Source organism: Burkholderia sp. AU16741 (assembly GCF_002223345.1).
Lineage (GTDB): Bacteria > Pseudomonadota > Gammaproteobacteria > Burkholderiales > Burkholderiaceae > Burkholderia > Burkholderia sola.
The window spans coordinates 943,065-968,672 of sequence record NZ_NKEZ01000008.1 but is presented as its reverse complement, the minus strand read 5'-3'; the positions used below and the strand labels follow the sequence as shown (position 1 = coordinate 968,672).

The window sequence follows — 25,608 nt, the reverse complement described above, 5'->3', positions numbered from 1 at the left end:
CGAGCGTTCAGGCAGGCAGCGCGGCAGCGGTGGCCGGTTCGGCTTCGGCCTCGCGGTGCGCAGCCGGCAGCGGTGCGGCGGCGCGCCACAGCAGCTCGAAGGTGCGTACGTCGTCGTGTCCGGCGAGCGTGGCGGCCACGCGGCGCGCGGCTACTGCGTCGCTGCCTTCGATCAGCACCAGCGCATCGGCGGCGGGCCGGGCCGCCGCCGCGGCGCCGATCGGTGCGGACAAGTCCGGCGCGGTGCGGAACAGCCGCGCGGCGTGGATGCCCGGTTCCTGCAGTGCGGCGTCGAAGCCCTCGCGCAGCTGCGGCACGTCGATGCGATCCGGCGGCAGCACGAAGAGCGCGAGATGCGCGCCTTCGCCGTCGCCGGCTTCGATCGTCAGTTCGCCGACGCGCCGCTGGGTGCCCGTCATGCGTTCGAAGTTCGCGAGCGACCACGCGGTCTGCTGCGTGAATGCGCGCCGGTACGCGTCGCCGCGGAACACGTCGAGCGCGTCCGTCACGTACAGCGCGAGGTATCGGCGCGGGCCGCCGTCGGTCGCGCGAAACCGCCGCGCATGCGTGAAGCCGGGAATCGCGACACGCTCCTGCATGTGCTCGCGGTCGTACCACGCGTTGAAATCGGCTTCGTGCGCGGGGTCGATATCCGTCCAGACGCAAAGCTGGCCGTGCGGAAGGGAAAGGCGGGTCATCGCGGCGTTCCTCGTGACGGGTAGGTCGGGAACCCCAGTGTCCTGAAGACGGCCCGTGCCCGTCCAACAAGAAAACAAATTCGCGGTGAACAGGTTTTCTTATGAGCGGCGCGAGCGCCGTGTTGCGGCAGGCGAGGCGGGCGAGGCGGCTTTCGTCGTGCGCTTCGGCTTCGTTTTCGCGGGCGTATTCGCCTTTGTCGCGGTTGCCCTGCGCGCGGGCATTGTATCGACTCGATCGGAGGCGGCCGGCTTCGCGAGGTTCGCGGCAGCCGCCGTCGCACGCGCCACTTCGCTCGCGAGTTCCGCGACACGCGCGGCGACCGGCAGCCCCTGGCTGCGGTACGTCGCGACGAGCGGCAGCGCCGGGAATTCGGGCTCGACGTCGAGCAGTTCGAGCGTGCCCTCATGCAGTTCGCGCCCGATGATCGCAGGCGGCAGCGCAGCCACGCCGAGCCCGTCGGCGACGAGGCGGATCATCGCGGCGACCGACGTGATGCAATTGATGCTGGCCGGCCGTTCGACCGCCGCGAACAGCCGCTCGATCGTCGCGTGCGGCCCCGAGTGCCGCGAGAAGCTGATGATCGGAAACCCGGCCAGGCGCGCGGCGTCGAGCGGCTGGCCGCCGAGCCCGAGGCGCGGGCTCGCGGCCCAGCGCACTGGGAATTCGCCCAGCGGCAGATTCGTGAAGTCCGGGCCCGGCACCGGATCGGTCTGCAGGATCAGGTCGACGCCGTCGGTGCTCAGCAGGCGAATCAGGTGCAGCGTCGTGTCGCTCGTGATCTCGACGTCGAGGCGCGGATAGCGCTCGCGCAACTGCGCCATCAGCGCGGGGAACCAGCTGTGCACGATCGATTCGATCACGCCGATCCGGATCAGGCCGGCGTCGCTCGCCGCATCGATGTCGCGCCGCATTTCGCCGTCGAGCCGCACGATCCGCTCCGCGTAGGCCAGCATGCGCCGGCCCGCGGGCGTGAGCGTGGCCGAGCGCGTGTTGCGGTCGAACAGGCGCACGTCGAACGCTTCCTCGAGCGATGCGATGCGGCTCGACACGGCCGCCTGCGTCGTGTGCAGTTTCTCGGCCGTGAGCCGGAAGTTTTCCAGCTTCGCGAGCCAGACGAAGGTTTCCAGAAACCGGATGTTCATCGCATTCCGAACGGTGAGGCAGGGCCGCGCCAGGCGGCGGATCGGGACGATGTTAACGGATTCGGAAGCGGTCAGGCACGCGTGACGCGTTCCTGCGGCGTCAAAGCCGGTCGAATGCGAGCGTCGGCACGTCGACGACCGTCGCGCCGCCGTCCGCGACGAGCGTCGCGCCGGTCACGAACGACGCGTCCGGCGATGCCAGGAACGCGCAGACGGCCGCGATCTCGTCGGGATCGGCCGCGCGCCGCAGCGGCACGTCGGCGCTCACGCGTGCGTATGCATCGTCGAGCGAATCGCCGTGCGCGGCCATCAGCGGCGACATTTCCGCATCGGCCATCGGCGTGCGGACCCAGCCCGGGCAGACGGCGTTCGCGCGCACGCCGTGCGGGCCGTAGTCGCGTGCGAGCGATCGCGCCAGCCCGAGCAGCGCGTGCTTGCCGACCGTGTAGCCGCATACGCCGGGGCCTGCCGCGAGCGACGCGATCGACGCGACCAGCACGATATTGCCGCGCTGCGCGATCAGGTCGGGCAGGCATGCGCGTGCGCTGACGAATGCGGTGTCGAGGTTCGCGTGCATCGCGTCGCGCCACTGCGCGTCGTCGGTTTCGTCGGCGCGGCCGATGCCATGGCCGCCCGCGCATGCGACGAGCGCGTCGATGCGGCCGAAGCGTTCGGCGATGCGCGGCAGGAAGCCGGCCCAGTCGGCGGGGCTGGCGGCGTCGCCGGCCAGCGCGAGGCCGCCCGTTTCGGCAGCCAGTGCGTCGAGCGGCGCCTGGCGGCGACCGATCAGCACGACGCGCTCGCCGCGGCGGGCGAAGCGGCGCGCGCACGCGGCGCCGATGCCGGTGCCGGCGCCGGTGATCGCGATCGTACGGGGTGGCGGGTGTGTCATGTCGTGCTCCGGGAAGATGCGTTCCGGCTACTTTAGGCGGCGCCGGCACGCGCCGGTATCCGCCGAAAGGATGAACGGGCGTCGTCCGGACGGCCAGGCGCGGCCACCGTGGCCCATTTTGCAAAGGCTGACGATGTCCGCCGCCGAATCGCTCTATCCTCCACATTTTTGCGATAAGCCGCGAAAGCCCGGCAAAATAGCGTGAGCGGCCGTGCGCGACCACGCGCGCCGCGTCGGCCGGCCGATTCCGTCGTACGAATGGTGCGGCCGGCACGGGCGCGCCAAGCAATGGCGCGGCAGGCCGGATCGACGGGAACGGGCGTCCGATGCGCAGGTATCGCGTCCGCCGACGGCGCATGTCGCCACGGCGTATCGCCCGGTTGCGCGCTGACGCGGCCGGGCCATCGACAAGAACAGGGAGGGGCCGGCAATGAGGCTGGACGACGAAAGAGAAAGCGCCAACGTCGAGGATCGACGCGGCGGCGGCGGGTTCGGCGGCGGGCGCGCGACGATCGGCATCGGTACGATCGTGATCGCGCTGGCCGCATCGTATTTCTTCGGGATCGACCCGCGCGTCGTGCTCGAGGGCGCATCGGCGCTGCAGGGCCGCCAGCAGCAGGCGCAGCCCGCGCCGACCCAGCACCAGGGCGCGCCGGCGAACGATCCCGGCGCGGTGTTCACGCGCAAGGTGCTCGGCAATATCGAACGCACGTGGACGGGCGTGTTCAACACGCAGCTGCACGCGCAGTACGAACCGCCGAAGCTCGTGATGTTCACGAACTCGACGCCGACCGCGTGCGGCACCGGCCAGACCGCGATGGGGCCGTTCTACTGCCCGGGCGACCGCAACGTATATATCGATCTCGGCTTCTACGACGAGCTGCGCAAGCGTTTCGGCGCGGGCGGCGATTTCGCACAGGCCTACGTGATCGCGCACGAAGTCGGCCATCACGTGCAGAACCTGCTCGGCATCGCCGACAAGGTCGACGCCGCGCGCCGGCGCTCGAGCCAGACGCGCGCGAACGCGCTGTCGGTGCGGATGGAGTTGCAGGCCGACTGCTTTGCCGGCGTGTGGGCGAATAACGCGCAGCGCGCGAACCAGCGGCTGATGGAGCCGGGCGACTTCGAGCAGGGATTGAAGGCGGCGGCCGCCATCGGCGATGACCGGCTGCAGCAGCAAGGGCAGGGCTACGTCGTGCCCGAAAGCTTCACGCACGGCACGAGCGAGCAGCGCGTGTACTGGCTGCGGCGCGGGATGGAGTCGGGCGAGGTGAGCGCCTGCGACACGTTCGCCGCGAACGCTCGCTGAAACGAGGCGCGGATTCCTTCGCGCGCCCGTATCGTCCCGGTCGAACCGGCCGCCCTGGCCGCCCCGGGACGAATTGCCGATTTGCGCTCACTGGCGCGTTTCGGCGCCACTAGGCTGGCAAGGCAGTCGAAATTCGACGCCTTCGCGTGCCCGCCGATCCCCATGCCGACCTTCTCCGCTCCCGCCGACCACGCTCCCGCCGACTGGCAACGCGCGCTGCGCGCGTGCGTGGACGCATTCGACGCATTCGCGAGCCCGTCCGCAATCGTGTTCTACCGGCTCGACCAGGGCGGCGAGGCAGCCGATTTCGAACTGTTCGGGATGCCGGAATCGATGCACCGCACCTATGTCGCGCGCTACCGGATGCTCGATCCGCTGCATCCGTCGCGCTGCGCGGCCGGCGAAAGCGCGGTCGTCACGCTCGCGTCGCAATTGCCTGACGAACGACGCGGCGCGTCCGCGTACTGGACCCGCTTCCTGCGTCGGCACGACGTGGCCGACGTCGTCGAAATCTGGCTGCGCGACGCGGGCCGCACGGTGGGCGCGTTTTCGCTGTTGCGCTTCGGCCTCGGTGACGCGCACGGCAACGGCACGGCGGGGCGGTTCGCCCCCGGCGAGATCGACGCGCTTGCGCGTCTGCAGCCGGTGGCCGAAGCCGCGCTGAGCCCGCTGCTGCGCGCCCGGCGCGGGATTCATCGGATCGCCTGCGAGGAACGGCTCACCTACCGCGAGGAGCAAATCGCGCGGCTCGTGCGCGACGGCCGCTCGAACAAGGAGATCGCGCGCGACCTCGCGCTCGGGCAACCGACGATCAAGACTCACCTGATGCGGATGTATCGGAAGCTGGGCGTGTCGAATCGCACGGAGCTGGTCGGCGCGCTGTTCCTGTAAGTTTTTCCCTCTCCGCAATCACATCGCGTCATTCCGTTGGACGATAACGCGGCGTTCGTCCGGTGCGACGCCACGCTTGCGCGCGTCCGGCTCACACGCATCTGATTCCCCCACGCGCTGCCAATTTGCGCTCACCCGGCGTGAATCCTCGTCGATACAGTGGTCCGACGCCCGCGTGCTCACCGGCACACGGTCCAGCCACGACAATCAACGAGACGCCCATGAGCAACACGAACTTCGTCGCCGTCAGCGACACCGTGCGCACCTTCGTTGCGCGCGACTTCGGCCTCTTCATCGACGGCGCCATGCAGCCCGCGCACGCGGCGGCGCGGCTCGACGTGCACGACCCGGCCACGGGCGAGCGGCTCGCGACCGTCGCCGATGCAGACGCACACGACGTCGACCGCGCGGTCGCCAGTGCGAAACGCGCGTTCGACGCGCGCGTCTGGAGCGGGCTGCGGCCGGCCGACCGCGAACGCATCCTGCTGAAACTCGCGGACCTGATCGAAGCCGACGCCGAAACGCTCGCGCAGCTCGAAACGCTGAACCAGGGCAAGTCGATTCACGTGTCGCGCGCGGTCGAAGTGGGCGCGAGCGTCGAATACGTGCGCTACATGGCCGGCTGGGCGACCAAGATCACCGGCCAGACGCTCGACGTGTCGATCCCGTTTCCGCCCGGCGCGCGCTATACGGCCTATACGCGCAAGGAGCCGGTCGGCGTGGTCGCCGCGATCGTGCCGTGGAATTTCCCGCTGATGATCGCGGTGTGGAAGCTGATTCCCGCGCTCGCGGCCGGCTGCACGATCGTGCTGAAGTCGTCGCCGGAAACGCCGCTCACCGCGCTGCGCCTCGCCGAACTCGCGCGTGAAGCCGGCGTGCCGCCGGGCGTGTTCAACGTCGTCACGGGCGGCCGCGTCTGCGGTTCGGCGCTCGCGAGCCACCCGTCGATCGCGAAGATCTCGTTCACCGGGTCGACCGCGACCGGCAAGCTGGTCGGCGCGGCGGCCGTGCAGAACATGACGCGCTTCTCGCTGGAACTCGGCGGCAAGAACCCGATCGTGATGCTCGACGACGTCGACGTCGCGCACGCGCTCGACGGGGTGGCTGCCGGCGCATTCTTCAACCAGGGGCAGGTGTGCGCGGCCGCGTCGCGCATCTACGTGCATCGCAGCAAGTTCGCGCAGCTCGCGGACGGCCTCGCGGGCGTCGCGCAGTCGATGAAGCTCGGCGCGGGCCTCGACACGACCGCGCAGATCAACCCGCTCGTGTCCGCGCACCATCGCGACAAGGTCGTCCAGCACATCGAAGGCGCGCGTCGCGCGGGCCTCACGTTCCTCGCGGGCGGCACGCCGGCCGACGACCTGCCCGGCTATTACGTGAAGCCGGCCGTGATCGCCGATCCGCCCCCGGACAGCGCGATCGTCCACGACGAGGTATTCGGCCCGGTGATCGTGGTCGTGCCGTTCGACGACGCGGCCGATGCGGTGCGCCTCGCGAACGCGTCGCCGTACGGTCTCGCCGCGAGCATCTGGAGCAACGACCTGAAACGCGTGATGAACCTCGTGCCGCGGATCGAGGCCGGCACCGTGTGGGTGAACTGCCATATCCCGCTCGACCCGTCGATGCCGTTCGGCGGCTACAAGCAATCGGGCATCGGCCGCGAATTCGGCCAGTACGCGATCGAAGGCTTCACCGAAACCAAATCCGTCTGCATCGCGCACTGACGCGCGGGCCAATCCCAAAACCGCGAAAACCGATCCTACCGTGGAGATTGCAATGAGCTACAACGAAGCGAAATTCTGGCATCCGATGCTGCACCCGAACGACATGAAACAGCGCAAGCCGATCCGCATCGTGCGCGGCGACGGCTGCTACGTATTCGACGAAACCGGCAAGCAGCTCGTCGACGGCGTCGCGGGCCTGTGGAACGTGAACGTCGGCCACAACCGCCGGGAAGTGAAGGACGCGATCGTGCGCCAGCTCGACGAACTCGAATACTTCCAGCTGTTCGACGGCATTTCGCATCCGCGCGCGGAGGAGTTGTCGAAGAAGGTGATCGACATGCTCGAACCGGAAGGGATGCGCCGCGTGCTGTACAGCTCGGGCGGGTCGGACTCGATCGAGACCGCGCTGAAGATCGCGCGCCAGTACTGGAAGGTGCGCGGCCAGGCGGATCGCACGAAGTTCATCTCGCTGAAGCAGGGGTATCACGGCACGCATTTCGGCGGCGCGTCGGTGAACGGCAATACGGTGTTCCGCCGCAATTACGAGCCGAACCTGCCCGGCTGCTTCCACGTCGAGACGCCGTGGCTGTACCGCAACCCGTTCACGCAGGACCCGGAGGAACTCGGCCGGATCTGCGCGGAAATGCTCGAGCGCGAGATTCAGTTCCAGAGCCCGGACACCGTCGCCGCGTTCATCGCGGAGCCGATCCAGGGCGCGGGCGGCGTGATCGTGCCGCCGGCCAATTACTGGCCGCTGGTGCGAGAGGTGTGCGACCGCTACGGCGTGCTGCTGATCGCCGACGAGGTCGTGACGGGCTTCGGCCGCAGCGGCAGCCTGTTCGGCAGCCGCGGCTGGGGCGTGCGCCCGGACATCATGTGTCTCGCGAAGGGGATTTCGTCGGGCTACGTGCCGCTCGGCGCGACGGTCGTGAACGCGCGGATCGAGGACGCGTTCGCCGCGAACGCCGATTTCGGCGGCGCGATCATGCACGGCTACACGTACGCCGGCCACCCGGTCGCATGCGCGGCCGCGATCGCGAGCCTCGACATCGTCGTGAAGGAAGACCTGCCGGCGAATGCGGCGAAGCAGGGCGCGTATCTGCTCGAAGCGCTTCAATCTTTCCCGGAACGCTTCGCGGCGGTCGGCGAGGTGCGCGGCAAGGGGCTGATGCTCGCGCTCGATCTCGTCGCGAACAAGGACACGCGCGAGCCGATCGATCCGCTGTCGGGCTATGCGAACGCGGTCGCGGAAGTCGCGCGCGAGAACGGCGTGCTGGTGCGCCCGGTCGGCACGAAGATCATCCTGTCGCCGCCGCTCGTGATCCAGCGCGAGCAGCTCGACCGGATCGTCGACGCGCTCGCGGCCGGTTTCGAGGCCGTGCCGTTCGCCTGACGGCCTGACCGCGCGACGGCCAACCCGAGGCGGCGGGTAAACGCCATCGCGGGTTTGCCGATTTGCGCTATGACCGGATTATTTTGCCTGCGTATTTTTTCGACATCGGATCACGCCGTGATCGACGAGGGGCCCCGGAATCGACGCGCTGAAGCACCGCCCGGGGCCGACCGCACAGCATCTGGCCCCGGCCGCCGACGAAGCGCCGGTTCGGGCCAACCCACGAAGGAGGCAACGATGTCGGGATGGTCGGGATTGACCGGCGCCGCGGGCGATACGTCCGCCGGTGCGTCGGCCGAAGCAGGCGGCGGCACCGCATTGAAGGCCGGTGCGGTCGGTTTTCCGACCGCGCTGGCGAGCGCGGTCGGGCTCATCATGGCGAGCCCGGTGATCCTCACCGCGACGTCGGGCTTCGGGATGGGCGGCTGGGCGTTCGCGGTCGCGATGATCATCGCGTTCGTGATGATGCAGGCGCAGGCCACCACGTTCTCCGAAGCCGCCGCGATGCTGCCGACGGCAGGCTCGGTTTACGATTACCTGTCGTGCGGGCTCGGCCGTTTCTGGGCGATCACCGGCACGATTTCCGCGTATTTCCTCGTCCACGTGTTCGCCGGCACCGCGGAGACGATCCTGAGCGGCATCATGGCGCTCGTGAACTTCGAATCGCTGAACGCCGCGCTCGAGAAGCACAACAGTTCGTGGCTCGTCGGCGTCGGCCTCGTGGTCACGTTCGCGATCACCAACATCATCGGCATCAAGGTGTTCAGCAAGCTCGAGATCGTGCTGACGGCCGGCATGTGGCTGTCGCTGATGATCTTCGGGATTCTCGGTCTCGCTGCGGCGCCGGCCGTGCATCTCGACGGCTGGTTCGGCGGCTCGGAAGTCGGCACGTCGGTCCCGGCCGTGCTGTCGCTGGTCGGGATGGCGATGTTCATGTTCGTCGGCTGCGAGTTCGTCACGCCGCTCGCGCCCGAAATGAAGGCGCCGGGCCGCACGATCCCGCGTGCGATGGCGCTCGGCCTCGTCGGCGTCGCGATCTGCATGTTCCTGTACGGCGCGGCGATCCGCCGCCAGGTCGCGAACGTGCCGGTGAGCCCCGACGGCCTCACGCACCTGCTCGACACGCCGGGCGCGATTCCCGCGTTCGCGCTGCAGGTGCTCGGGCCGTTCGGGCGGATCTGGTTCGGCATCGCGTTCCTGTGCGCGGGCGCCGCGACGATCAACACGCTGATGGCCGGCTTGCCGCGCATCCTGTACGGGATGGCGATCGACGGCGCGCTGCCGCGCTATTTCGCATACCTGCATCCGCGTTTCAAGACGCCGGTGGTCGGCATCGTCGCGTCGGCGATCGTGCCGATCTTCCATGCATGGCTGATCAACGGCAATCTCGACAGCATCCTGCACCTCGTGCTCGCCGCGACCTGCGCATGGGGCACCGCGTACCTGCTCGTCACCGCGTCGGTCGTGATGCTGCGCATCCGCCGCCCGGATCTGCCGCGGCCGTACCGTTCGCCGCTGTTCCCGCTGCCGCAGATCGTGTCGAGCGTCGGGATCGTGCTCGCGATCTGGTACATCACGCCGCCCGGCATGAACGCGCGCGACATCTACGTGCCGTTCGGCGCGATGCTGGGGCTCACCGCGTTGTACGCGTTGTTCTGGACGCTCGTCGTGCAGCGCCGACATCCGTTCAGGCCGGTGCCGGTGGAGGACGTGCTGCGCAACGAGCACGTCGCATCGTGAAGGCCGCGCTCGTCCGGTGGCGCGCGGCGCCCGATGCGTCGCCGCCCGGCCATCGGCCCGGCGCGATCGCCGCGCGCGTGCTCGCCGATCTGCGGGCCGTGCGCGATGCGGACGATGCCGGCGGCGTCGGCGGCGTCACGGCACGGCTGCCGAACGGCGTGCGCGTGAGCGTCGACGAGTGCGTCGAGCGCCAGTTCCTGATGCATACGGTCAACGTGATGGTGACGGTGGCGGCTGACGGCCCGGCCGCGCAGGGCGGCGCGCGCGTGCGGCAGACCGGCTGGTTGCGCCGCACGGGCATCGATGCCGCGCTTGTGTCCGGATGCGACCCTGTGTTCGTCGACACGCTGGCCGCGCTGCTTGCCGAGCCGGCGCTGGCCGACGCGCTGCGGCCGCTGCACCTGACCGACTGCGCGATCGGCGCGCGCGACGGCCGCTGGACCCTCGCGATCGTGCCGTTCGGCGGCAGCGAGGTCGTGAACCGGATGCCGTCGTTTCGCCGTTACGTCAGGCTGATCGACGAGCAGGCCGCCGCGCTGTCGGCGGCCTGTCTTGCGTTCGAAACCGTACTACGCAGGATTTTGCGAGGGTAAGCTGTGGCGATGCGTGCCGTGCGAACCCGGCGGCCGCATCCAGCACCCAAGGGTTTTACCGGAGACGCCGATGCTGTTCCAGTCACGCTCACACGAAGACGTGCACGATCACGGGCTCGCGATCGCGGGCTGGCATCAGGTGTACCGTCAGATGACGCCGGGCCGCTTCAAGGGCACCGTCACGCAGGTGCTGTACGACGATTTCCACTTCTTCCGCGAGACGACCAACCGCCGCGTCGCGCAAACCGGCCTCGCGCCGGCCGGTCGCACGTCGCTCGCGGTGCCGCTGTCCGTGCCGCTCGCGGGGACGTTCCAGGGCCAGCCGGTCGACGGCTATGCGCTGCTCGCGCTGCGCGCCGGCGAGGATTTCGAATTCCACACGCCGGAAGGGATGGGGCTCGTCGGGATCAGCGCGGCGTCCGACATGGTCGACGAGCTGTGCGAAGCCGAATTCGGCGCGGCCGCCGCGCGCAGGCTGCGGCACGTGACGCGGCTGTCCGACGCGCAGGGCGTCGCGCTCGGCGCGCGGCTGTCGGCGCTGATCGACGATGCGCAGCGCAACCCGGGTTGCCTCGAATATGCGGCCACCCGCAAGATGTTTCGCGACGCGATGCTCGGCATGTTCCTCGATGCGCTGGAACACGGCATCGACGTCGAGCGCCGCGACATCACGCACGCCACCTACAGCGATATCGTGAGCCGCTGCGAGAAGCATCTGCGCGAGCGGCCCGAAGAACCCGTCACCGTGCTCGAACTGTGCCGCGTACTGCGCTGCAGCCGCCGCACGCTGCAGACGAGCTTTCAACGCGTGGCCGACGTCACGCCGGTCGGCTACCTGCGCACGATCCGGCTGAACGCGGTGCGCCGCCTGCTGCGCACGACGTCGGCGCAGCAGCTCGGCGTCGGCGAAGCCGCCGCGAGCTGGGGGTTCACGCATCTCGGCTATTTCGCGCGCGAGTATCGCGACCTGTTCGGCGAGCTGCCGTCGCAAACCTTGCGTCCCGACTGACGCCTTCCCACCGTGGCGCCGCCGCCGGGCGCCGTCGTGTATTGCCCGTCCCCATCACGGTTTGCTGATTTGGGATAGAGGTCCGGAATTTTCGCTGGATAAAGTCCTGCCAACCCATATCGACAACACCGTCGGTTTGCACTGCCAACCGATGACCATTGAGGGGCGGGACATGAAGAACGGACGACGACTGGCCGCGGCCGCGGCCATGCTGGGCTGCCTGCACGCGCACGCGCAGACTTCGGGAAGCGTGACGCTGTACGGCACCGTGGACACCGGCATCATCTACTCGACGAACCAGCAGTTCACGCGCGCCGACGGCAGCACGGGCGGCGGCCATGCGTGGCAGATGGGCGGCGGCAACCTCGTGCCGTCGCGCTTCGGCTTCCAGGGCGCCGAGCCGCTCGGCGGCGGCCTCGATGCGGTATTCACGCTCGAGCAGCAATTCCTGTCCGCGAACGGGCAGGCGCTGCAGGGCGGCACCGCGTTCAGCCGGCAGGCCTGGGTCGGGCTGCGCCAGGACGGGATCGGCACGCTCGGCCTCGGCCGGCAATACGACTCGTACACCGACATGCTCGGCGCGTACGTATCGAGCAACAACTGGGCGACGCCGTACGGCTCGCATCTGGGCGACGTCGACAACCTGAATGCCGCGTTCAACTTCAACAACGCTGTGAAGTTCACCAGCGCCGATTTCAACGGCCTCACGTTCGGCGGCACGTTCAGCTTCGGCGGGCAGGCCGGCGATTTTTCCGCGAAGCGCGGCTATGCGGTGGCCGCGACGTACACGCGCTCGCCGGTGGCGTTCTCGGTCGGCTACCTCGACCTGCATCAGCCGCTCGACGCGGCGCTCGGCGGCGCGAGCGGCTATATCGGCGATTTCGCGTGCAGCAACCCGGGAGCGATGTATTGCCTGCTCCAGGATGCCGGCTCGATGCGCGCGTTCGGCGCGGGCGGGTCGGTCACGCTCGGGGCGGCGACGGTCGCGCTGACCTACACGCATACGCGCCTCGGCGACAGCCGCTATTTCTCCACCGCCGCGCAGCCGCGCACGCAGGCGTTCACGTTCGACATCGGCGAGCTGAACGTCACGTACATGTTCACGCCGGCATTGCAGGGCGGCGTCGCGTATATCTTCAACGCCGCGCATACGGACGGGCGCGGCACGACGCGCTTCCACCAGTTGAACGTCGGCACGAACTACAGCCTGTCGAAGCGCACCGCGCTGTATGCGGTCGCGATCGGCCAGATCGCGAGCGGCACGGGGCTCGGCACCGACGCGGACGGCAACGCGGCGAACTATGCGCAGATTCCGGTGCTCGTGAACAGCAATTCGAGCCGGCAACTGGCGGTGATGGCCGGGATTCGTGTGAACTTCTGACGCTGAATGCGGTTGGCGGCGGCACGCCGGTCGCGTGCCGCCGGCGCATGGAGGCGGCGACGGTCGGATGATGGAAAGCGATGTCTGAAAAAACCGTCCGTCTGCTCGACTGAACGGGCCTGGAGAGGGAATGCGTGCGTCAGGTCGCCCGGTTTTGCGGGTTGCCACAATACCTTCACGGTCTGCGTGAACAATGGCGACGCTTCAGGCGACCCGACGTGTCGCCGGCGTTGCACACGTGTGCAACGCATGACCGTTCCGCTCCACACGCCGATCGAGAGAGACCACATGACCCTGCTGAGTCGCCTGCGCGCGCTGTCCGCCGCCGTTGCGCTATCCGTTGTCGCCACGCACGCCTTCGCGGCGGATCTCGTCATCGCGGGCCGCGACGACATCTACGGCAAGGGGCTCGCCGACGCCGTCGCCGGCTTCACCAAGCTGCACCCGGGCACCGACATCGAATTGCTCAAGCTGCCGAACGCGAACCTGTACCAGAAGCTGAAGCTGTCGATGCGCGAAGGCACCGGCGCGTACGACCTCGTGATGATGGACGACACGTGGGCGCCCGAATTCATCGGCAACGGCTGGCTGAAGCCGCTGCCTGCGTCGCTCGCCGACGCCGATCTCGTGCCGTCCGCCGTCGCGCTCGGCCGCAACGCGGCGGGCGCGCTGTACGCGCTGCCGATCGTCGGCAACGTCGAGATGTTCGCGTACCGCAAGGATTTGCTCGCGAAGTACAAGCTGCAACCGCCGCGCAATTGGGACGACGTGCTGAAGATCGCGCGGACCGTCGGCGCCGCGGACAAGAGCGTGTCGGGCGTCGTGTTCCGCGGCACGAAGGGCAACCCGGTCGTCACGGGCTTCCTGCCGATCCTGTGGGCATACGGCGGCGACGTGTTCGACCGTGCCGGCAACGTGACGATCGATTCACGCGAAGCGCAGGCCGCGCTGAAGACGTTCCTCGCGCTGAAGGCGTTCGCGCCGAAGGACGTCGACGTGTACGGCGCGGCCGAAGTGCGCGACGCGCTGCAGCGCGGCACGGCCGCGCAGTCGATCGAGGTGTGGCCGGCTTGGGTGCCGGCGCTCGACGATCCGAAGCAGTCGCGCGTGGTCGGACAGATCGCGCTGCAGCCGCCGCCCGGGCAGACCGCGGGCCCGGCGCCGATGCTCGGCATCTGGCAGATGGGCATTCCGAAGGACGCGCCGCACGCGAAGCTCGCGCAGGACTTCCTCGCTTACCTGAGCTCGCGCGATACGCAGACGCGCCTCGCCGGCATCGGCATTCCGCCGACCCGCCGCAGCGTGTTCAACGATCCGGCGCTGGTGCGCCAGTACCGCTGGTATCCCGATCAACTGAAGGCGCTCGAGGCCGGCCGTGCGCGGCCGCGCGTGACCGACTGGCAGCAGGTCGAGAGCATTCTCGGCGACCAGTTGCAGCTCGCGCTGACGGGGCAGGCCGCGCCCGACGCCGCGCTGCGCCAGGCGCAGCAGAAGATCGCGCAGGCGACGGCCGCGGCCGGCAAGTGACCGCGCACGTCGACGTCGACCCGGTGACCGGAGGTCGCGCATGAAAGCCTTCGGCCGCAGCCTGCCGTTCGCCGCGCTGCTCGGGCCCGCGCTGCTGGTGCTCGCCGCGCTCGCGCTGTATCCGGTCGCGCAGGTGCTGATCGACTCGTTCTGCCGGGTCGATTATTCGGCGGGCCATCGCGCGTTCGCGGGGCTCGCGAACTATCGCGCGGTGCTCGGCGACGACGCGTTTACGGCCGGCTTCGGCAACACGCTGCGTTTCACGATCGTCGCGTCGCTGGCCGAAGTCGCGCTCGGCTTCGGCCTCGCGCTGCTGTTCGTGCGCGCGTTTCCGGGCCGGCGCATCGCGCTGCCGCTCGCGATCCTGCCGATGATGCTGTCCACGCTCGTGTGCTCGGCGATCTGGCGCAACTGGCTGAACTTCGACGGGTTCCTGAACGCGCTGCTCGCCGCGTTCGGCATCGAAGGCGTGCGCTGGCTGTCCGATCCGCATCTCGCGCTGTGGTCGCTCGCGCTCGTTGACGTGTGGCAGTGGACGCCGATGGCGTTCCTGATCGTGCTGGCCGGGCTGCAATCGATCCCGCAGGAGCTGTACGAAGCCGCGCGCACCGACGGCGCGAGCGAGTGGCAGTGCCTGCGCGACGTCACGCTGCCGCTCGCGGCCCCGCAGATCGGCCTCGCGCTGCTGCTGCGCTCGATCGACACGTTCAAGCTGTTCGACAAGGTCTATGCGCTGACGGGCGGCGGCCCCGGCAATGCGACGCAGACGCTGTCGACCTATATCTACGACACGGGCTTCCGCTTCTTCAACGTCGGGCCGGCGAGTGCCGCGTCGGTGCTGATGCTCGCGGCGTCCGCGCTGCTGGTCTCGGGGTACGTATGGCAGACGGTTCGCAAGCGGCGCGCATGACGACGCAAGCCGCAGGCATCTCTCGCGCACGAACGGGCGCTGCATTCGGTCACGCGGTGCCATGGGCACTGCGCGTCGTCGCGCTCGCCCTGTTGCTGTTGCCGTGCCTGTGGATGGCCGGCGCGGCCTTCATGCCGACGCTCGAACGTCTCGATCATCCGTTGCGGATCTGGCCGGCCGCGCCGACGCTCGCGCATTTTGCGTCGGTATGGTCGAACGGCATCGGCGCGCCGCTGTTCAATTCGCTGCTGGTCGGCTTCGGCACGACGCTGCTCGCGCTGGCGCTCGCGTTTCCGGCCGCGTATGCGCTCGTGCGGCTGCGGTTTCCGGCGCGGCTCGACCTGCTGTTCCTGATGCTCGTGCTGGCGTTGAAGCTGATGCCGCCGATCACGATCGCGGTGCCGCTGTTCGCGCTCGCGAAGCGGCTGCACCTGCTCGATTCGACGCTCGGCCTGATGCTCGCGTACCAGATCTACGCGTTGCCGATGGCGATCTGGATGCTGCTCGCGTTCGTGCGCGACGTGCCGATCGAATACGAGGAAGCGGCGTGCATCGACGGCGCGGGGCTCGCGCGGCGGCTCGTGCAGATCGTGCTGCCGCTGTGCGCGCCGGGCCTGATCGCGACCGCGATTTTCGTGTTCATCGCGGCGTGGAACGAATTCCTGATCGCGCTGCTGTTCGTGTCGACGCCGAGCCGCTTCACGCTGCCGCTCGCGATCGCCGGCTACGTGACGGAGAACGGCATCGACTGGGGCGACCTGATGAGCGCGGGGCTGATCGCGTCGCTGCCGGCGCTGGCCGTGGCCGGTTATGTGCAGCGCTACCTGTTGCGCGGGTTCGCGGGCGGGCTGAAGTGACGCGCGGCTTGGCCGCGTCCCGTCCTGCGTCGTCACGCGCAACTGTTGCGCACCACCTGCGTGACCGGCACCACGCGCGTGCGCGACGGGCCGTCGAACGTCTGCATCCGGTCGGCGAGCAGGTCGATCGCCGCGTGCGCGAGGCCGCGCGTGTCCTGCCGCAGCGTCGTCAGCCGATACGCATCGTATTCGGCGGCGGGAATATCGTCGAAGCCGATCACGCGCAGGTCGTCCGGCACGCACAAGCCGAATTCGCGACGCGCGACGTCGATCACGCCGAGCGCGAGCAGGTCGGACGAGCAGAACACGCCGTCGGGCCGCTCGCCGGTCGCGAACAGTTGCCGCGCGGCGTCGACGCCGCTGGCGTGGGTGTCGGACGGTGTATCGAGCACGCGTACGAGCGTCGCGTCGGAGGCGTCGCGTGGCCCGAGCGCTTGCTCGAACGCCGCGGCGCGCGAACGCGCGCTGTAGCTGGTGCCGCGCGGCCCGACGAACGCGAGCCGGCGCGCGCCGGCCTGCACGAGCCGCTGCGCGGCGCAGGTGGCGGCCGCCGCGTTGTCGCTGACGACCACATCCGCACCCGGCAGGTTCGCTTCGCGGTTGATCATCACGACCGGGATCCGGTGTTCGAGATACTGTTGCGCGACCGACAGCGGTGGCGACGCGGACGTCATCACGAGCCCCGCGATCCGGTAGCTGAGCAGTTGTTCGAGCGATTGCCGAACCTGGCGCGGATCCTCCGCATTGGTCACGAGCGGCGTGAGCGCGCGCTGCCCGAGCACGGCCATCAGGTCCGACAGCAGCCGCGCGCGAAACGGGTTCTCGAATCCAGCCGTCACGACGCCGATCATGCTGCTGCGCTGCGTGATCATGTCGCGCGCGATGAGGTTGACCTGATAGCCCAGCGCACGCGCGGCGACCATCACGCGTTCGCGCGTTTGCGGCGCGATGCTTGCCGTCGGCGAGAACGCGCGCGACACTGCAGAGCGCGAGACGCCGGCCCGCGCCGCGACATCCGACGCCGTCACCCACGGTTTTCTTTCCTTGTCATTCATCGATTCATGATCCCTTCGCGCCACGATACGTGCATGCCGCCTGCCGACTGGATGTCGGCGCTCGACGACGCGCGGCCGCTGCATACGCTGACCCTACCGGGCAGCCATGACACCTGTGCGTATACGGTCGACGATTTACTCGTGCGCACGCAGCGTGCGCCGCTCGATGCGCAGCTCGCCCATGGCGTGCGGCTGCTCGACATCCGCTGCCGGCACGTGCGCGATGCGTTCGACATCCATCACGGCGGCATCGCGCTCGGCATGACGTTCGACGACGTGCTGGCCACCTGTACGCGCTTTCTCGAAGCGCATCCGCGCGAATGCATCGTGATGTCGGTGAAGGACGAGTGGCCGGCGCATGCGTGCACGCGCGGTTTCGATGCGACGTTCGATGCGCATCGCGCGCGGCATCCGCGGTTGCGCTGGCATGCCGGCGGCACGCTGCCCGCGCTCGGCGACGTGCGCGGCGCGGTCGTGTTGTTGCGGCGCTTTCGCAGCGGCCGGCCGCTCGGCATCGACCTGACCGCGTGGCCCGACAACGCGACGTTTACGATCGACCATCCGGACGGCGCATTCGTGATTCAGGACGAATATCGCGTGCCGGTGGCCGCGTCGATTGCGTGGAAGTGGCGCGCGATCGACGCGCTGCTGACGCATCTGCCGCTGCCGGACAGCGGCCGCTGGGCAATCAATTTCTGCAGCGGTACGGGGATGGGCGCGAATCCGTCGGTGGTCGCCCGTGGGGATGGCCGCGTGCAGGGCATTCATGCGCGACTGGCCGAACGCTTGCGCGAGCAGCCCGGCCCGTACGGTGCGATGCTGCTCGATTTCTGCGATGACGACGACTGGGCGTTGGTGCGTGCGTTGATCGAATGCAACGACTACACGCCGGAGCAGGGTGTCTGGCGCAAGGCGTTTCGCTGTTAGTCAGCGAAGATTCGCGTTGAAGAACGCGAGTGCTTGGGCGTCGAACGTCTGGTGAAAGGCGACGCGATCGAATCCGTTCGCATCGACGCACACGCGTGGCGATATTCGTTTCAATGCGTCGGAACACGGCGCGACGAACGCGAAATGCGCGGCGTTCCGGACCACGTGGAACTCCGGCCGCCGTGGCAACAGGCCGGCCAGCGCGGGGACGGTGGCCGGTTCGACGCCGTCGCCCCCTTCTTCCGAGGCCCAGAGCTGGATCGGTGCCCGGACGTTCTTCACCGTGTCGGCGGCCGGGAATTCGTCGAGCGGATCGGCCAGCACGTAGGCCTTGATACGCGGATCGCGGGCCGGGGTGGGAAGAACGAGGTCCCGGTCGCGAATCTGTCGGCAGATCAGCCAGGTCGGGTCCGTGCACGCGACCGGCGCATGCACGTAATCGGGATTGCCGCCGGCCAGCACCAGCCCGGTATAGCCGCCGCGCGAAAAACCGAAGAAGCCGATCCGAGCGGGATCGATTCGCGCGGCGTCGGCCGAGCGGGCGAGCATGTAGTCGACCAGGCGCTTGATGTCGACGGGGCGTTCGACGAACTCGTGAATGTCGTCCGCGCGGCTCATGTCGAGCGCGGTGTCGCCGGGATGGTTGATGGCCGCGACCACGTAGCCCGCATCGGCGAGCGTTTGCGCAAGATCGTGATGGCCGAGAAGCGTGCCGCCATGCCCGTGCGAGATCACGACGAGCGGCAGCTTGTCACCGACGGTCGGGCAGTCGCGCCGTCCTTTCAATTCGAAAGGACCGATCGTGAGCGTCTGGGCGGCATCCGCGCAGGGTGTCCACACGGCCGCCTTCAGTTCGGGGCCGATCGCATCGGCCGGGATCCGGACGAACTTGACACCGGCCGCGTGCGCGATCGTGGCGGACAGGCAGAGCAGGACAGCCGACAGCCAGCTTTTCATGTTGAATCCCTCCAGGGGCATGACTGGATCGCTGCTGCGGATCGTCGGCCGGGCCAGCGCGCGGGGACTCCGGAATCGATAGTGCGGCGAGTGGGGCTGGAGTTCGCACGGGCGGTGACATCACGGGCGGCAGGCGTTGGCGTCGTGCGGCCCGCCGGACTACCGCGTCGCGATCGCCACCGCCGCGCCGGCCATCGCGGTCGCGCTCGTGCGGTTCGCGATCCGCTTTGCGCGCGCCGACGTCAGGAAGGCGCGGGCTCGCGACGCGAGCAGCGACCAGAAACAGTCGGCCAGGATCAGCACCGCGAGCATCGTGCCGACCAGTTCGGCCCACGCGCCGACGCCGACGTGCGTGAGATCGACGATGGTCGGCAGCAGCGCGAGATAGAAGATCATGATCTTCGGATTGCCGAGCGTGACCAGCATGCCGGCGACGAACATGCGCCACGGCGACTGGCCGCGCGGCAGGTCGTCCGCATCCGTGCCGGTCGGCGCGGTCCACATCTTCCACGCGAGGAACAGCAGGTACGCGACGCCGAGCAGCTTCAGCACGGTCAGGCCGGTCGCGAACGTGTGCGCGAATGCCGACAGCCCCGCGACCGCGAGCGTGAGCCACAGCGCTTCGCCGAGCCACATGGCCGCGAGGAACGGCAGCACGTCGCGCACGCCGTTCGTCAGCACGCGCGCGACGAGCGCGGCGACGCTCGGGCCGGGCGTGCCGGCGGTGACGAGCAGGGCGAAGGCGAAGACGGCGAGTGCGGACAACGTCATGGCAAGCCTCGTAGGTAGGGCGTTCGAAACGTCTGAAGTTTCGATTATAGTGACGGCCGTTCCAGACTGCCTGCCTGAATTGCCGTCATGCCTGCATCGATCCTGATTCGTCCCGCCACGCGTGAAGACGCGGCCGCGATGGCCGCCGTGGAAGTCGCCGCCGCGCAGCGGTTTCGCGAGATCGGCATGGCCGACATCGCCGACGGCGAGCCGACCGATGCGGCTGCCGTGCTCGAGCGCATCGACGGGGGCCGCGCGTATGTGGCGGTCGATCCGCCACGCACGTGCGTAGGGTTCGCGTTCTACCGGCTGCTCGATGCGCGGCGGCTGTATCTGGAGGAACTGGACGTCGCGCCGTCGCATGCCGGACAGCGGATCGGCGCGCGCCTGATCGAGCAGGTGAGGGCGCGGGCGGCGCGGGAGCACGTCGAGCAGGTGGTGCTGTCGACGTTTCGCGACGCGCCGTGGAACGCGCCGTATTACGCGCGCCTCGGTTTCCGGATCATCGACGATGCAGCGCTCGACGACGCGCTGCGTGCGATCCGCGCGCACCACGTCGCGCTGGGTCTCGATGAAACGCGGCGCGTGTTCATGCGGGCGGACGTGCACGCCTGAACCCGCGCCGTTCCATCGTCAGGCCGCGTCGCTCAAGGCCGGGTAGTCGGTGTAGCCCGTTTCGCCTTTCGCGTAGAACGTCTCCGGCACCGGCTGGTTGAGCGGCGCGCCGATTTCGAGGCGGCGCGGCAGGTCCGGGTTCGCGATGAACAGCTTGCCCCAGGCGATCGCGTCGGCGCTGCCGTTCGCGAGCGCGGCCTGCGCGGTGTCGAGCGTGAACTGCTCGTTCGCGATCAGCGGGCCGCCGAACGCTTCCTTCAGACGCGGGCTCAACTGGTCGCCCGAATACGATTCGCGCGTGAAGATGAACGCGATCTTGCGACGGCCGAGTTCGCGCGCGACATAGCCGAACGTGGCTGCCGGATCGGAATCGCCCATCGTATGCGCGTCGCCGCGCGGGGCGAGGTGCACGCCGACCCGGCCGGCGCCCCACACGTCGATCGCCGCGTCGACCACTTCGAGCAGCAGGCGCGCGCGATGCTCGATCGGGCCGCCGTATGCGTCGGTGCGGCGGTTGGTGCTGTCCTGCAGGAACTGGTCGAGCAGGTAGCCGTTCGCGCCGTGAATTTCCACGCCGTCGAAGCCGGCTGCCTTCGCGTTCTCGGCGCCCTTGCGGTACGCGGCGACGATGCCCGGAATTTCGTCGAGTTCGAGTGCGCGCGGCGTCACGAACGGACGTGGCGGACGCACGAGGCTGACGGTGCCGCCCGCGGCGATCGCGCTCGGCGCGACCGGCAGGTCGCCGTTCAGGAACATCGGATCGGAGATCCGGCCGACGTGCCACAGTTGCAGCACGATGCGCCCGCCGGCCGCGTGCACGGCCTGCGTGATCCGCTTCCAGCCCTCGACCTGCTCGTCGGACCAGATGCCCGGCGTGTCGGCATAGCCGACGCCTTGCGGCGTGACCGACGTCGCTTCGGTAATGATCAGGCCGGCCGACGCGCGCTCGGCGTAGTAACGCGCCATCAGCGCGTTCGGCACGCGCGCCGCGCCCGCACGGGAGCGGGTGAGCGGCGCCATCACGATGCGGTTGGGCAGGGTCAGGTCGCCGAGGGTAACGGGATCGAACAGCGTGGGCATGGCAAATAACCTCTTCACGAAAGGCGGGGAAGCCTGCGCGTCATGCGCGATGGCGCCCCGCATGGCCGGTTCGGCCGTTGGCTAGAGTTCGCGGCGCAGGGCGTCGAGAAATGCGTCGATGACGGCCTCGTTGCGCTGGAAGAACGCCCACTGGCCGATCCGCGTCGACGTCACGAGCCCCGCGCGCTGCAGCGTCGCGAGGTGCGCGGAGACGGTCGACTGCGACAGCCCGCAGCGCGCGTCGATCTGGCCCGCGCAGACGCCGTGTTCGTACGGCAGCGTCTGTTGCGGAAAATGCTCGCCGGGCGTTTTCAGCCAGACGAGGATCTCCCGGCGCACGGGGTTCGAGAGCGCTTTCAGGATCGCGTCGATGTCGAGTTCGGTCGGCATGGAAGACTGGGTGTTTCGATCGGGCAAACGAGTATCGTCGATGGGCGAATCTTATATCGTATTTTGACGATATGCTCGAAAGCACTGCCGGCAATGGGGTTGATAGAAAGCCGTCATCTCGGGGCCGGATGAGCGGCGACGTGAGCCGACGTCGACGGAACCGGCGCTTTCAGTTCGTCTTGCCGGCAATCTCACCCGCCGCCCGCGTAACATACGTGGCGTCGTGCTTGATTCATTGAGTCCTTTCATGTCTGTCCGGGCCGTCATATTCGATTTCGACCTGACGCTCGCGGATTCGTCCGCCGCGATCGTCGCGTGCACCGAGCACGCGTTGCATCAGCTCGGCGCCGCCGGCTCCGTGCCCGCGCAGATCGGCGCCGTGATCGGGCTGCCGCTGCCGGACATGTTCCGTGCGTTGACGGGCGAAACCGGCGCGGCGCGGGCCGATGCGTTCGCGCGGCACTTCGTCGCGCGCGCCGACGAGATCATGGTGCCCGGCACGCGGATCTATCCCGAAGTGCCGCCGCTGCTCACGGCGTTGCGCGAGCAAGGGCTCGCCGTCGCGATCGTGTCGTCGAAGTTTCGCTACCGGATTGAGGCGATCCTCGAGCGCAACGGCTTGCAATCGCTGGTCGACGTGCTGATCGGCGGGGAAGACGTGCAGCGCCACAAGCCGGACCCTGAAGGGCTCGTGCAGGCGCTGGCGCGGCTGGGCTTGCCTGCTGCCGCGGCAATCTACGTCGGCGACCATGCGGTGGACGCACTGGCAGCCGAGCGTGCCGGCGTGCCGTTCGTCGGCGCGGTGAGCGGCATGACGTCGTTCGACGCGTGGGCGCGCGTCGGCAAGCGCGCGGTGCCGACGCATATCGGCGAACTGGCCGGGATCGTGCAGCAGATGCGGTGCCGCTCGGGCGAACGGTGCGTCGACGCCGAACGCGGTGCGCAGCCGGCCGGCTGACCGGTTGTTCGCCACGGACCGGCGGCGCGCGACGGATTCTGCGACCATCGCCGTTCAAGTCATATCTGCCACCCGAGCCGCCGCCATGTCCGTCTTCTCCGTCGCGTTTGCCCGTCTCCGACGCTCGTGTGCGCTGCCGGCCACGCGTACCCTGTCATACGCCGTTCCGTTCGCGGTAGCCTGCGCCGCCGCGTGCACGCTGGCCGGCGCGCAGCCGGCCGAAGCCGCCACGGCCACGCGGCGCGAACGTCTCGAAGCGCCGGTCAAGGCCGTCGCCGATCAGCGCATGGCCGTCGATACGCCGCAGGGCAGCGCGATGCTGCCGGTCTACGCCGACCATCCGCTCGACCGGGCCGCGCCCGACGTCACGCGCGTGTTCATCGTGATTCACGGCACGCTGCGTAATGCCGATGCGTACTACGCATCGGGGCGCGCAGTCGTCGCAAAGGCCGGTGCGGCCGGCGCGGGCACGATGGTGGTCGCGCCGCAATTCCTGACACGCGCCGACGTGCGCGCGTTTTCGTTGCCCGTATCGACGCTCGCGTGGACGCAGGAAGGATGGAAGGGCGGCGAACCGGCACGCCAGCCGGGCCCGATCAGCTCGTTCTCGGCGCTCGACGCGTTGCTCGCGCATTTCGCCGACCGCGGCCGGTATCCGTCGTTGTCCTCGGTCGTCATGATTGGCCACTCCGCCGGCGCACAATTGCTGCAGCGTTATGCCGTGGCCGGGCGGGAAGGCGACGCGCTCGCGCGTACCGGCATTGCCGTGCGCTACGTGGTCGCGAACCCGTCGAGTTACCTGTATTTCGACGACGACCGACCGAATGCCGAAGCACTGGCCGGCGGCCTCTGCCCGCGCGCGACCGAATGGAAGTACGGGTTGAAGTCGGCGCCGCCTTACGTTGCGTCGCAGGACGTGCGCGATCTCGAGACGCGCTACGTCGCGCGCCATGTCGTGTACCTGCTCGGGCAGGCCGACACGAATCCATACACGCATTTCATCGACCGTTCATGCGCGGCGATGGCGCAGGGGCCGTACCGGCTGGCGCGCGGGCTCGCCTATTTCGATTACCTGAAGAAGCGGCATCCGGACGATCTCGCGCAACAGGTCGTCGAAGTGCCGGGTGTCGGGCATGACGGTCTCGGCATGTTCACGTCCGCTTGCGGGCTGGCCGTGCTGTTCGGGCACGCGGTGCCGCAGTCGTGTCCGGTCGTCGCCGGCACCGCGCCGGACCTGCGCGCAGCGGGGCAGTGAGGCTGCATGCAAGGCCCGCCCGCGACGAACGTCGATCGACCGGAAAATGCAGGAATCGTAGGCGGCGCCGCGTGCGTCGCGGGCGAAGGGGGCGACGGTCATTGAAGGCGGCAGTCGCCCGTCGTTCGCCCGCGCGTTCGTGGCGAGCCGCGTCATTCGACGGTGATCGTCTCCTTCATGTACGGATGAATCCCGCAGAACACCTTGTAGACGCCCGGCTTGTCGAAGCGGAACGAATATGTTTCGTCCTGGTCGAGCGCCTTCGAATGAAAGATGCCGGCGTCGTTGACGACGGTATGCGGCTCCGCGTCGAGGTTCTTCCACGTGATCGTCGTGCCGGCCTTGATCGTGGTCGACATCGGCGAGAACATGAAATTGCGGATCGTCACGAGCGGGCCGGCCGGGCCCTGCGCGAACGCGGCGGGCGACGTGCCGGCGGCCGCGCCGCACAGCATCAGCACCGCGAGGATCCGAGAGGGATTGAAGCGGATCATATCGGTCTCCTCATATTTGTCACGCGAGCGTCGCATCGTGCAGCGACGACGCAACCGGATGGCCGGTGAATTCGACGGTCGTCACGCCGAGCATCGACGGCAGCCGGTCGTGCGGCACCGTGAGCGGCACGGGGCCTGGCCCGTTGCCGGCCGTCGGCTGCGGGAACGCGGTCGAGCGGGCGGTATGAAACGTCACGTTGCCCTCGACCTTCGACACGATCTGGTGGATGTGCCCGTTCAGCACGGTGACCGAGCCGAAGCGGCGCAGCAGCGCCATCGTCTGCGGCGCGTCGCCGGTGCCCCAGCCCCACGGTTCGTAGATGGTCCACATCGGCATGTGCGAGAACACGACGATCGGCGTGCTCGACGAGCGGCCTTTCAGGTCCTGTGCGAGCCACGCGAGCTGTTCGTCGCCGAAGCTGCCGAGCCCGTTCGGCTTGAAGTGCATCACGTTGACGAGCGCGATGAAATGCACGCCCGCGTGATCGAAGCTGTAATAGCCGCGATTATCCGACGCCTTGCCGAACCGGCCGAAATATTCGGCGCCCGAACCATCGGTGACGTCGTGTTCGCCGGGCACCGTGTGCAGTTCCGGCACGCGCAGCGCGGACAGCAATTGCGACGCGTGGTCGAATTCCTCCGGCTTGGACAGATGCGTGATGTCGCCGGTGTGGATCGCCAGCGCGGGCAGCGCGGGCATCCCGTTGACGAGATCGATCGTCTGCTTCAGCGTGGCCGACACGTCGGGATTCGCGTCCTTGTTGAAGCCGATGTGCGTATCGCTGATCTGCACGAACAGCGGCCGGCCCGCGTCGGCCGGTCGTGCATCGCCGGTCTGCGCGAGCGCGAGGTCGAACGGGGCGAGGATGCCGCCCGACAGCGTGAACAGCGTGCCGAGCCCGCCGAAGGCCATGCACTGCAGGGCCTTGCGGCGCGACGGGCGGGTGGGGGTCGATGAAGACATGTCAGCCTCGCATTCGTGTGACGAAATCGGACGGCCGGATCGTCCTGGAATAAGCCGGCGCCTTCGCCTGCAATAC

25 protein-coding genes are annotated in these 25,608 nt (G+C 68.8%); 15 read left to right on the top strand and 10 right to left on the bottom strand.

Annotated features, from left to right (window positions below):
- Positions 1-7 precede the first annotated feature (7 nt).
- From CFB89_RS24800 to CFB89_RS24790, 3 genes are all read right to left on the bottom strand, one after another.
- Positions 8-697, bottom strand: a complete 690-nt coding sequence (locus CFB89_RS24800) for a DUF4286 family protein (protein ID WP_089470171.1) — start codon at positions 695-697, stop codon at positions 8-10.
- Positions 698-796: 99 nt separating this feature from the next.
- Positions 797-1,840 carry a LysR family transcriptional regulator gene (locus CFB89_RS24795; protein ID WP_089470170.1) on the bottom strand — a complete coding sequence of 348 codons (1,044 nt, stop codon included), beginning with the start codon at positions 1,838-1,840 and terminating at the stop codon, positions 797-799.
- Between the two features lie 100 nt (positions 1,841-1,940).
- On the bottom strand, positions 1,941-2,732 hold the full coding sequence (locus tag CFB89_RS24790; protein ID WP_089470169.1) for an SDR family NAD(P)-dependent oxidoreductase: 792 nt from the start codon (positions 2,730-2,732) through the stop codon (positions 1,941-1,943).
- A 430-nt stretch (positions 2,733-3,162) separates the two neighbouring features.
- On the opposite strand from CFB89_RS24790, the gene CFB89_RS24785 reads away from it, so the two are divergent.
- From CFB89_RS24785 to CFB89_RS24735, 11 genes are all read left to right on the top strand, one after another.
- Complete coding sequence (locus CFB89_RS24785; protein WP_089470168.1) at positions 3,163-4,041, top strand: neutral zinc metallopeptidase; 879 nt, start codon at positions 3,163-3,165, stop codon at positions 4,039-4,041.
- A gap of 162 nt (positions 4,042-4,203) precedes the next feature.
- On the top strand, positions 4,204-4,932 hold the full coding sequence (locus tag CFB89_RS24780; protein ID WP_089470167.1) for a LuxR C-terminal-related transcriptional regulator: 729 nt from the start codon (positions 4,204-4,206) through the stop codon (positions 4,930-4,932).
- 221 nt (positions 4,933-5,153) lie between these two features.
- Entirely contained in the window at positions 5,154-6,656 is a 1,503-nt protein-coding gene (locus tag CFB89_RS24775) for an aldehyde dehydrogenase family protein (protein WP_089470166.1), read from the top strand.
- A 52-nt stretch (positions 6,657-6,708) separates the two neighbouring features.
- Positions 6,709-8,049, top strand: a complete 1,341-nt coding sequence (locus tag CFB89_RS24770) for an aspartate aminotransferase family protein (protein WP_089470165.1) — start codon at positions 6,709-6,711, stop codon at positions 8,047-8,049.
- A 237-nt stretch (positions 8,050-8,286) separates the two neighbouring features.
- Complete coding sequence (locus CFB89_RS24765; protein ID WP_089470164.1) at positions 8,287-9,789, top strand: APC family permease; 1,503 nt, start codon at positions 8,287-8,289, stop codon at positions 9,787-9,789.
- Positions 9,786-10,382: a DUF3156 family protein gene (locus CFB89_RS24760; protein WP_089470163.1), complete on the top strand. Its 597-nt coding sequence runs from the start codon at positions 9,786-9,788 to the stop codon at positions 10,380-10,382. Before CFB89_RS24765 ends, CFB89_RS24760 begins: the two co-directional genes overlap by 4 nt.
- A gap of 70 nt (positions 10,383-10,452) precedes the next feature.
- A complete protein-coding gene (locus CFB89_RS24755; protein WP_089470162.1) occupies positions 10,453-11,391 on the top strand; it encodes a helix-turn-helix domain-containing protein in 939 nt (312 codons plus the stop codon).
- 172 nt (positions 11,392-11,563) lie between these two features.
- Positions 11,564-12,772: a porin gene (locus CFB89_RS24750; protein WP_089470161.1), complete on the top strand. Its 1,209-nt coding sequence runs from the start codon at positions 11,564-11,566 to the stop codon at positions 12,770-12,772.
- Between the two features lie 288 nt (positions 12,773-13,060).
- Entirely contained in the window at positions 13,061-14,299 is a 1,239-nt protein-coding gene (locus CFB89_RS24745; RefSeq protein ID WP_089470160.1) for an ABC transporter substrate-binding protein, read from the top strand.
- Positions 14,300-14,339: 40 nt separating this feature from the next.
- Positions 14,340-15,209, top strand: coding sequence for a carbohydrate ABC transporter permease (locus tag CFB89_RS24740; protein ID WP_089470159.1), 870 nt, complete (start codon positions 14,340-14,342; stop codon positions 15,207-15,209).
- Positions 15,206-16,066, top strand: coding sequence for a carbohydrate ABC transporter permease (locus CFB89_RS24735; RefSeq protein WP_089470158.1), 861 nt, complete (start codon positions 15,206-15,208; stop codon positions 16,064-16,066). Before CFB89_RS24740 ends, CFB89_RS24735 begins: the two co-directional genes overlap by 4 nt.
- Positions 16,067-16,098: 32 nt before the next feature.
- On the opposite strand, the gene CFB89_RS24730 is transcribed toward CFB89_RS24735, so the two are convergent.
- Complete coding sequence (locus tag CFB89_RS24730; protein WP_089470157.1) at positions 16,099-17,121, bottom strand: LacI family DNA-binding transcriptional regulator; 1,023 nt, start codon at positions 17,119-17,121, stop codon at positions 16,099-16,101.
- A gap of 6 nt (positions 17,122-17,127) precedes the next feature.
- Between CFB89_RS24730 and CFB89_RS24725 the strand changes: the two genes are divergently transcribed.
- On the top strand, positions 17,128-18,048 hold the full coding sequence (locus CFB89_RS24725; protein WP_179233527.1) for a phosphatidylinositol-specific phospholipase C: 921 nt from the start codon (positions 17,128-17,130) through the stop codon (positions 18,046-18,048).
- On the opposite strand, the gene CFB89_RS24720 is transcribed toward CFB89_RS24725, so the two are convergent.
- Positions 18,049-19,005: a prolyl oligopeptidase family serine peptidase gene (locus CFB89_RS24720; protein WP_089470156.1), complete on the bottom strand. Its 957-nt coding sequence runs from the start codon at positions 19,003-19,005 to the stop codon at positions 18,049-18,051.
- A gap of 159 nt (positions 19,006-19,164) precedes the next feature.
- On the bottom strand, positions 19,165-19,776 hold the full coding sequence (locus tag CFB89_RS24715; protein WP_089470155.1) for a LysE family translocator: 612 nt from the start codon (positions 19,774-19,776) through the stop codon (positions 19,165-19,167).
- 87 nt (positions 19,777-19,863) lie between these two features.
- On the opposite strand from CFB89_RS24715, the gene CFB89_RS24710 reads away from it, so the two are divergent.
- Complete coding sequence (locus tag CFB89_RS24710; protein WP_089470154.1) at positions 19,864-20,391, top strand: GNAT family N-acetyltransferase; 528 nt, start codon at positions 19,864-19,866, stop codon at positions 20,389-20,391.
- An 18-nt stretch (positions 20,392-20,409) separates the two neighbouring features.
- Here CFB89_RS24710 and CFB89_RS24705 read toward each other — a convergent pair whose 3' ends face one another.
- Positions 20,410-21,471: an alkene reductase gene (locus tag CFB89_RS24705; RefSeq protein WP_089470153.1), complete on the bottom strand. Its 1,062-nt coding sequence runs from the start codon at positions 21,469-21,471 to the stop codon at positions 20,410-20,412.
- 81 nt (positions 21,472-21,552) lie between these two features.
- Positions 21,553-21,861: a helix-turn-helix transcriptional regulator gene (locus CFB89_RS24700; RefSeq protein WP_011547377.1), complete on the bottom strand. Its 309-nt coding sequence runs from the start codon at positions 21,859-21,861 to the stop codon at positions 21,553-21,555.
- 247 nt (positions 21,862-22,108) lie between these two features.
- Here CFB89_RS24700 and CFB89_RS24695 point away from each other — a divergent pair, with 247 nt between their 5' ends.
- Together CFB89_RS24695 and CFB89_RS24690 are read left to right on the top strand one after the other, a co-directional pair.
- Positions 22,109-22,819, top strand: coding sequence for an HAD family hydrolase (locus CFB89_RS24695; RefSeq protein ID WP_089470152.1), 711 nt, complete (start codon positions 22,109-22,111; stop codon positions 22,817-22,819).
- An 85-nt stretch (positions 22,820-22,904) separates the two neighbouring features.
- Positions 22,905-24,074 (top strand): alpha/beta fold hydrolase, encoded by a 1,170-nt coding sequence (locus CFB89_RS24690; protein ID WP_089470151.1) that lies wholly within the window; start codon positions 22,905-22,907, stop codon positions 24,072-24,074.
- A gap of 152 nt (positions 24,075-24,226) precedes the next feature.
- Here the strand turns inward: CFB89_RS24690 and CFB89_RS24685 are convergent, their stop codons facing one another.
- Entirely contained in the window at positions 24,227-24,568 is a 342-nt protein-coding gene (locus CFB89_RS24685; protein WP_089470605.1) for a cupredoxin family copper-binding protein, read from the bottom strand.
- Between the two features lie 19 nt (positions 24,569-24,587).
- Positions 24,588-25,532 carry a metallophosphoesterase gene (locus CFB89_RS24680; protein WP_089470150.1) on the bottom strand — a complete coding sequence of 315 codons (945 nt, stop codon included), beginning with the start codon at positions 25,530-25,532 and terminating at the stop codon, positions 24,588-24,590.
- Between the last annotated feature and the right edge of the window lie 76 nt (positions 25,533-25,608).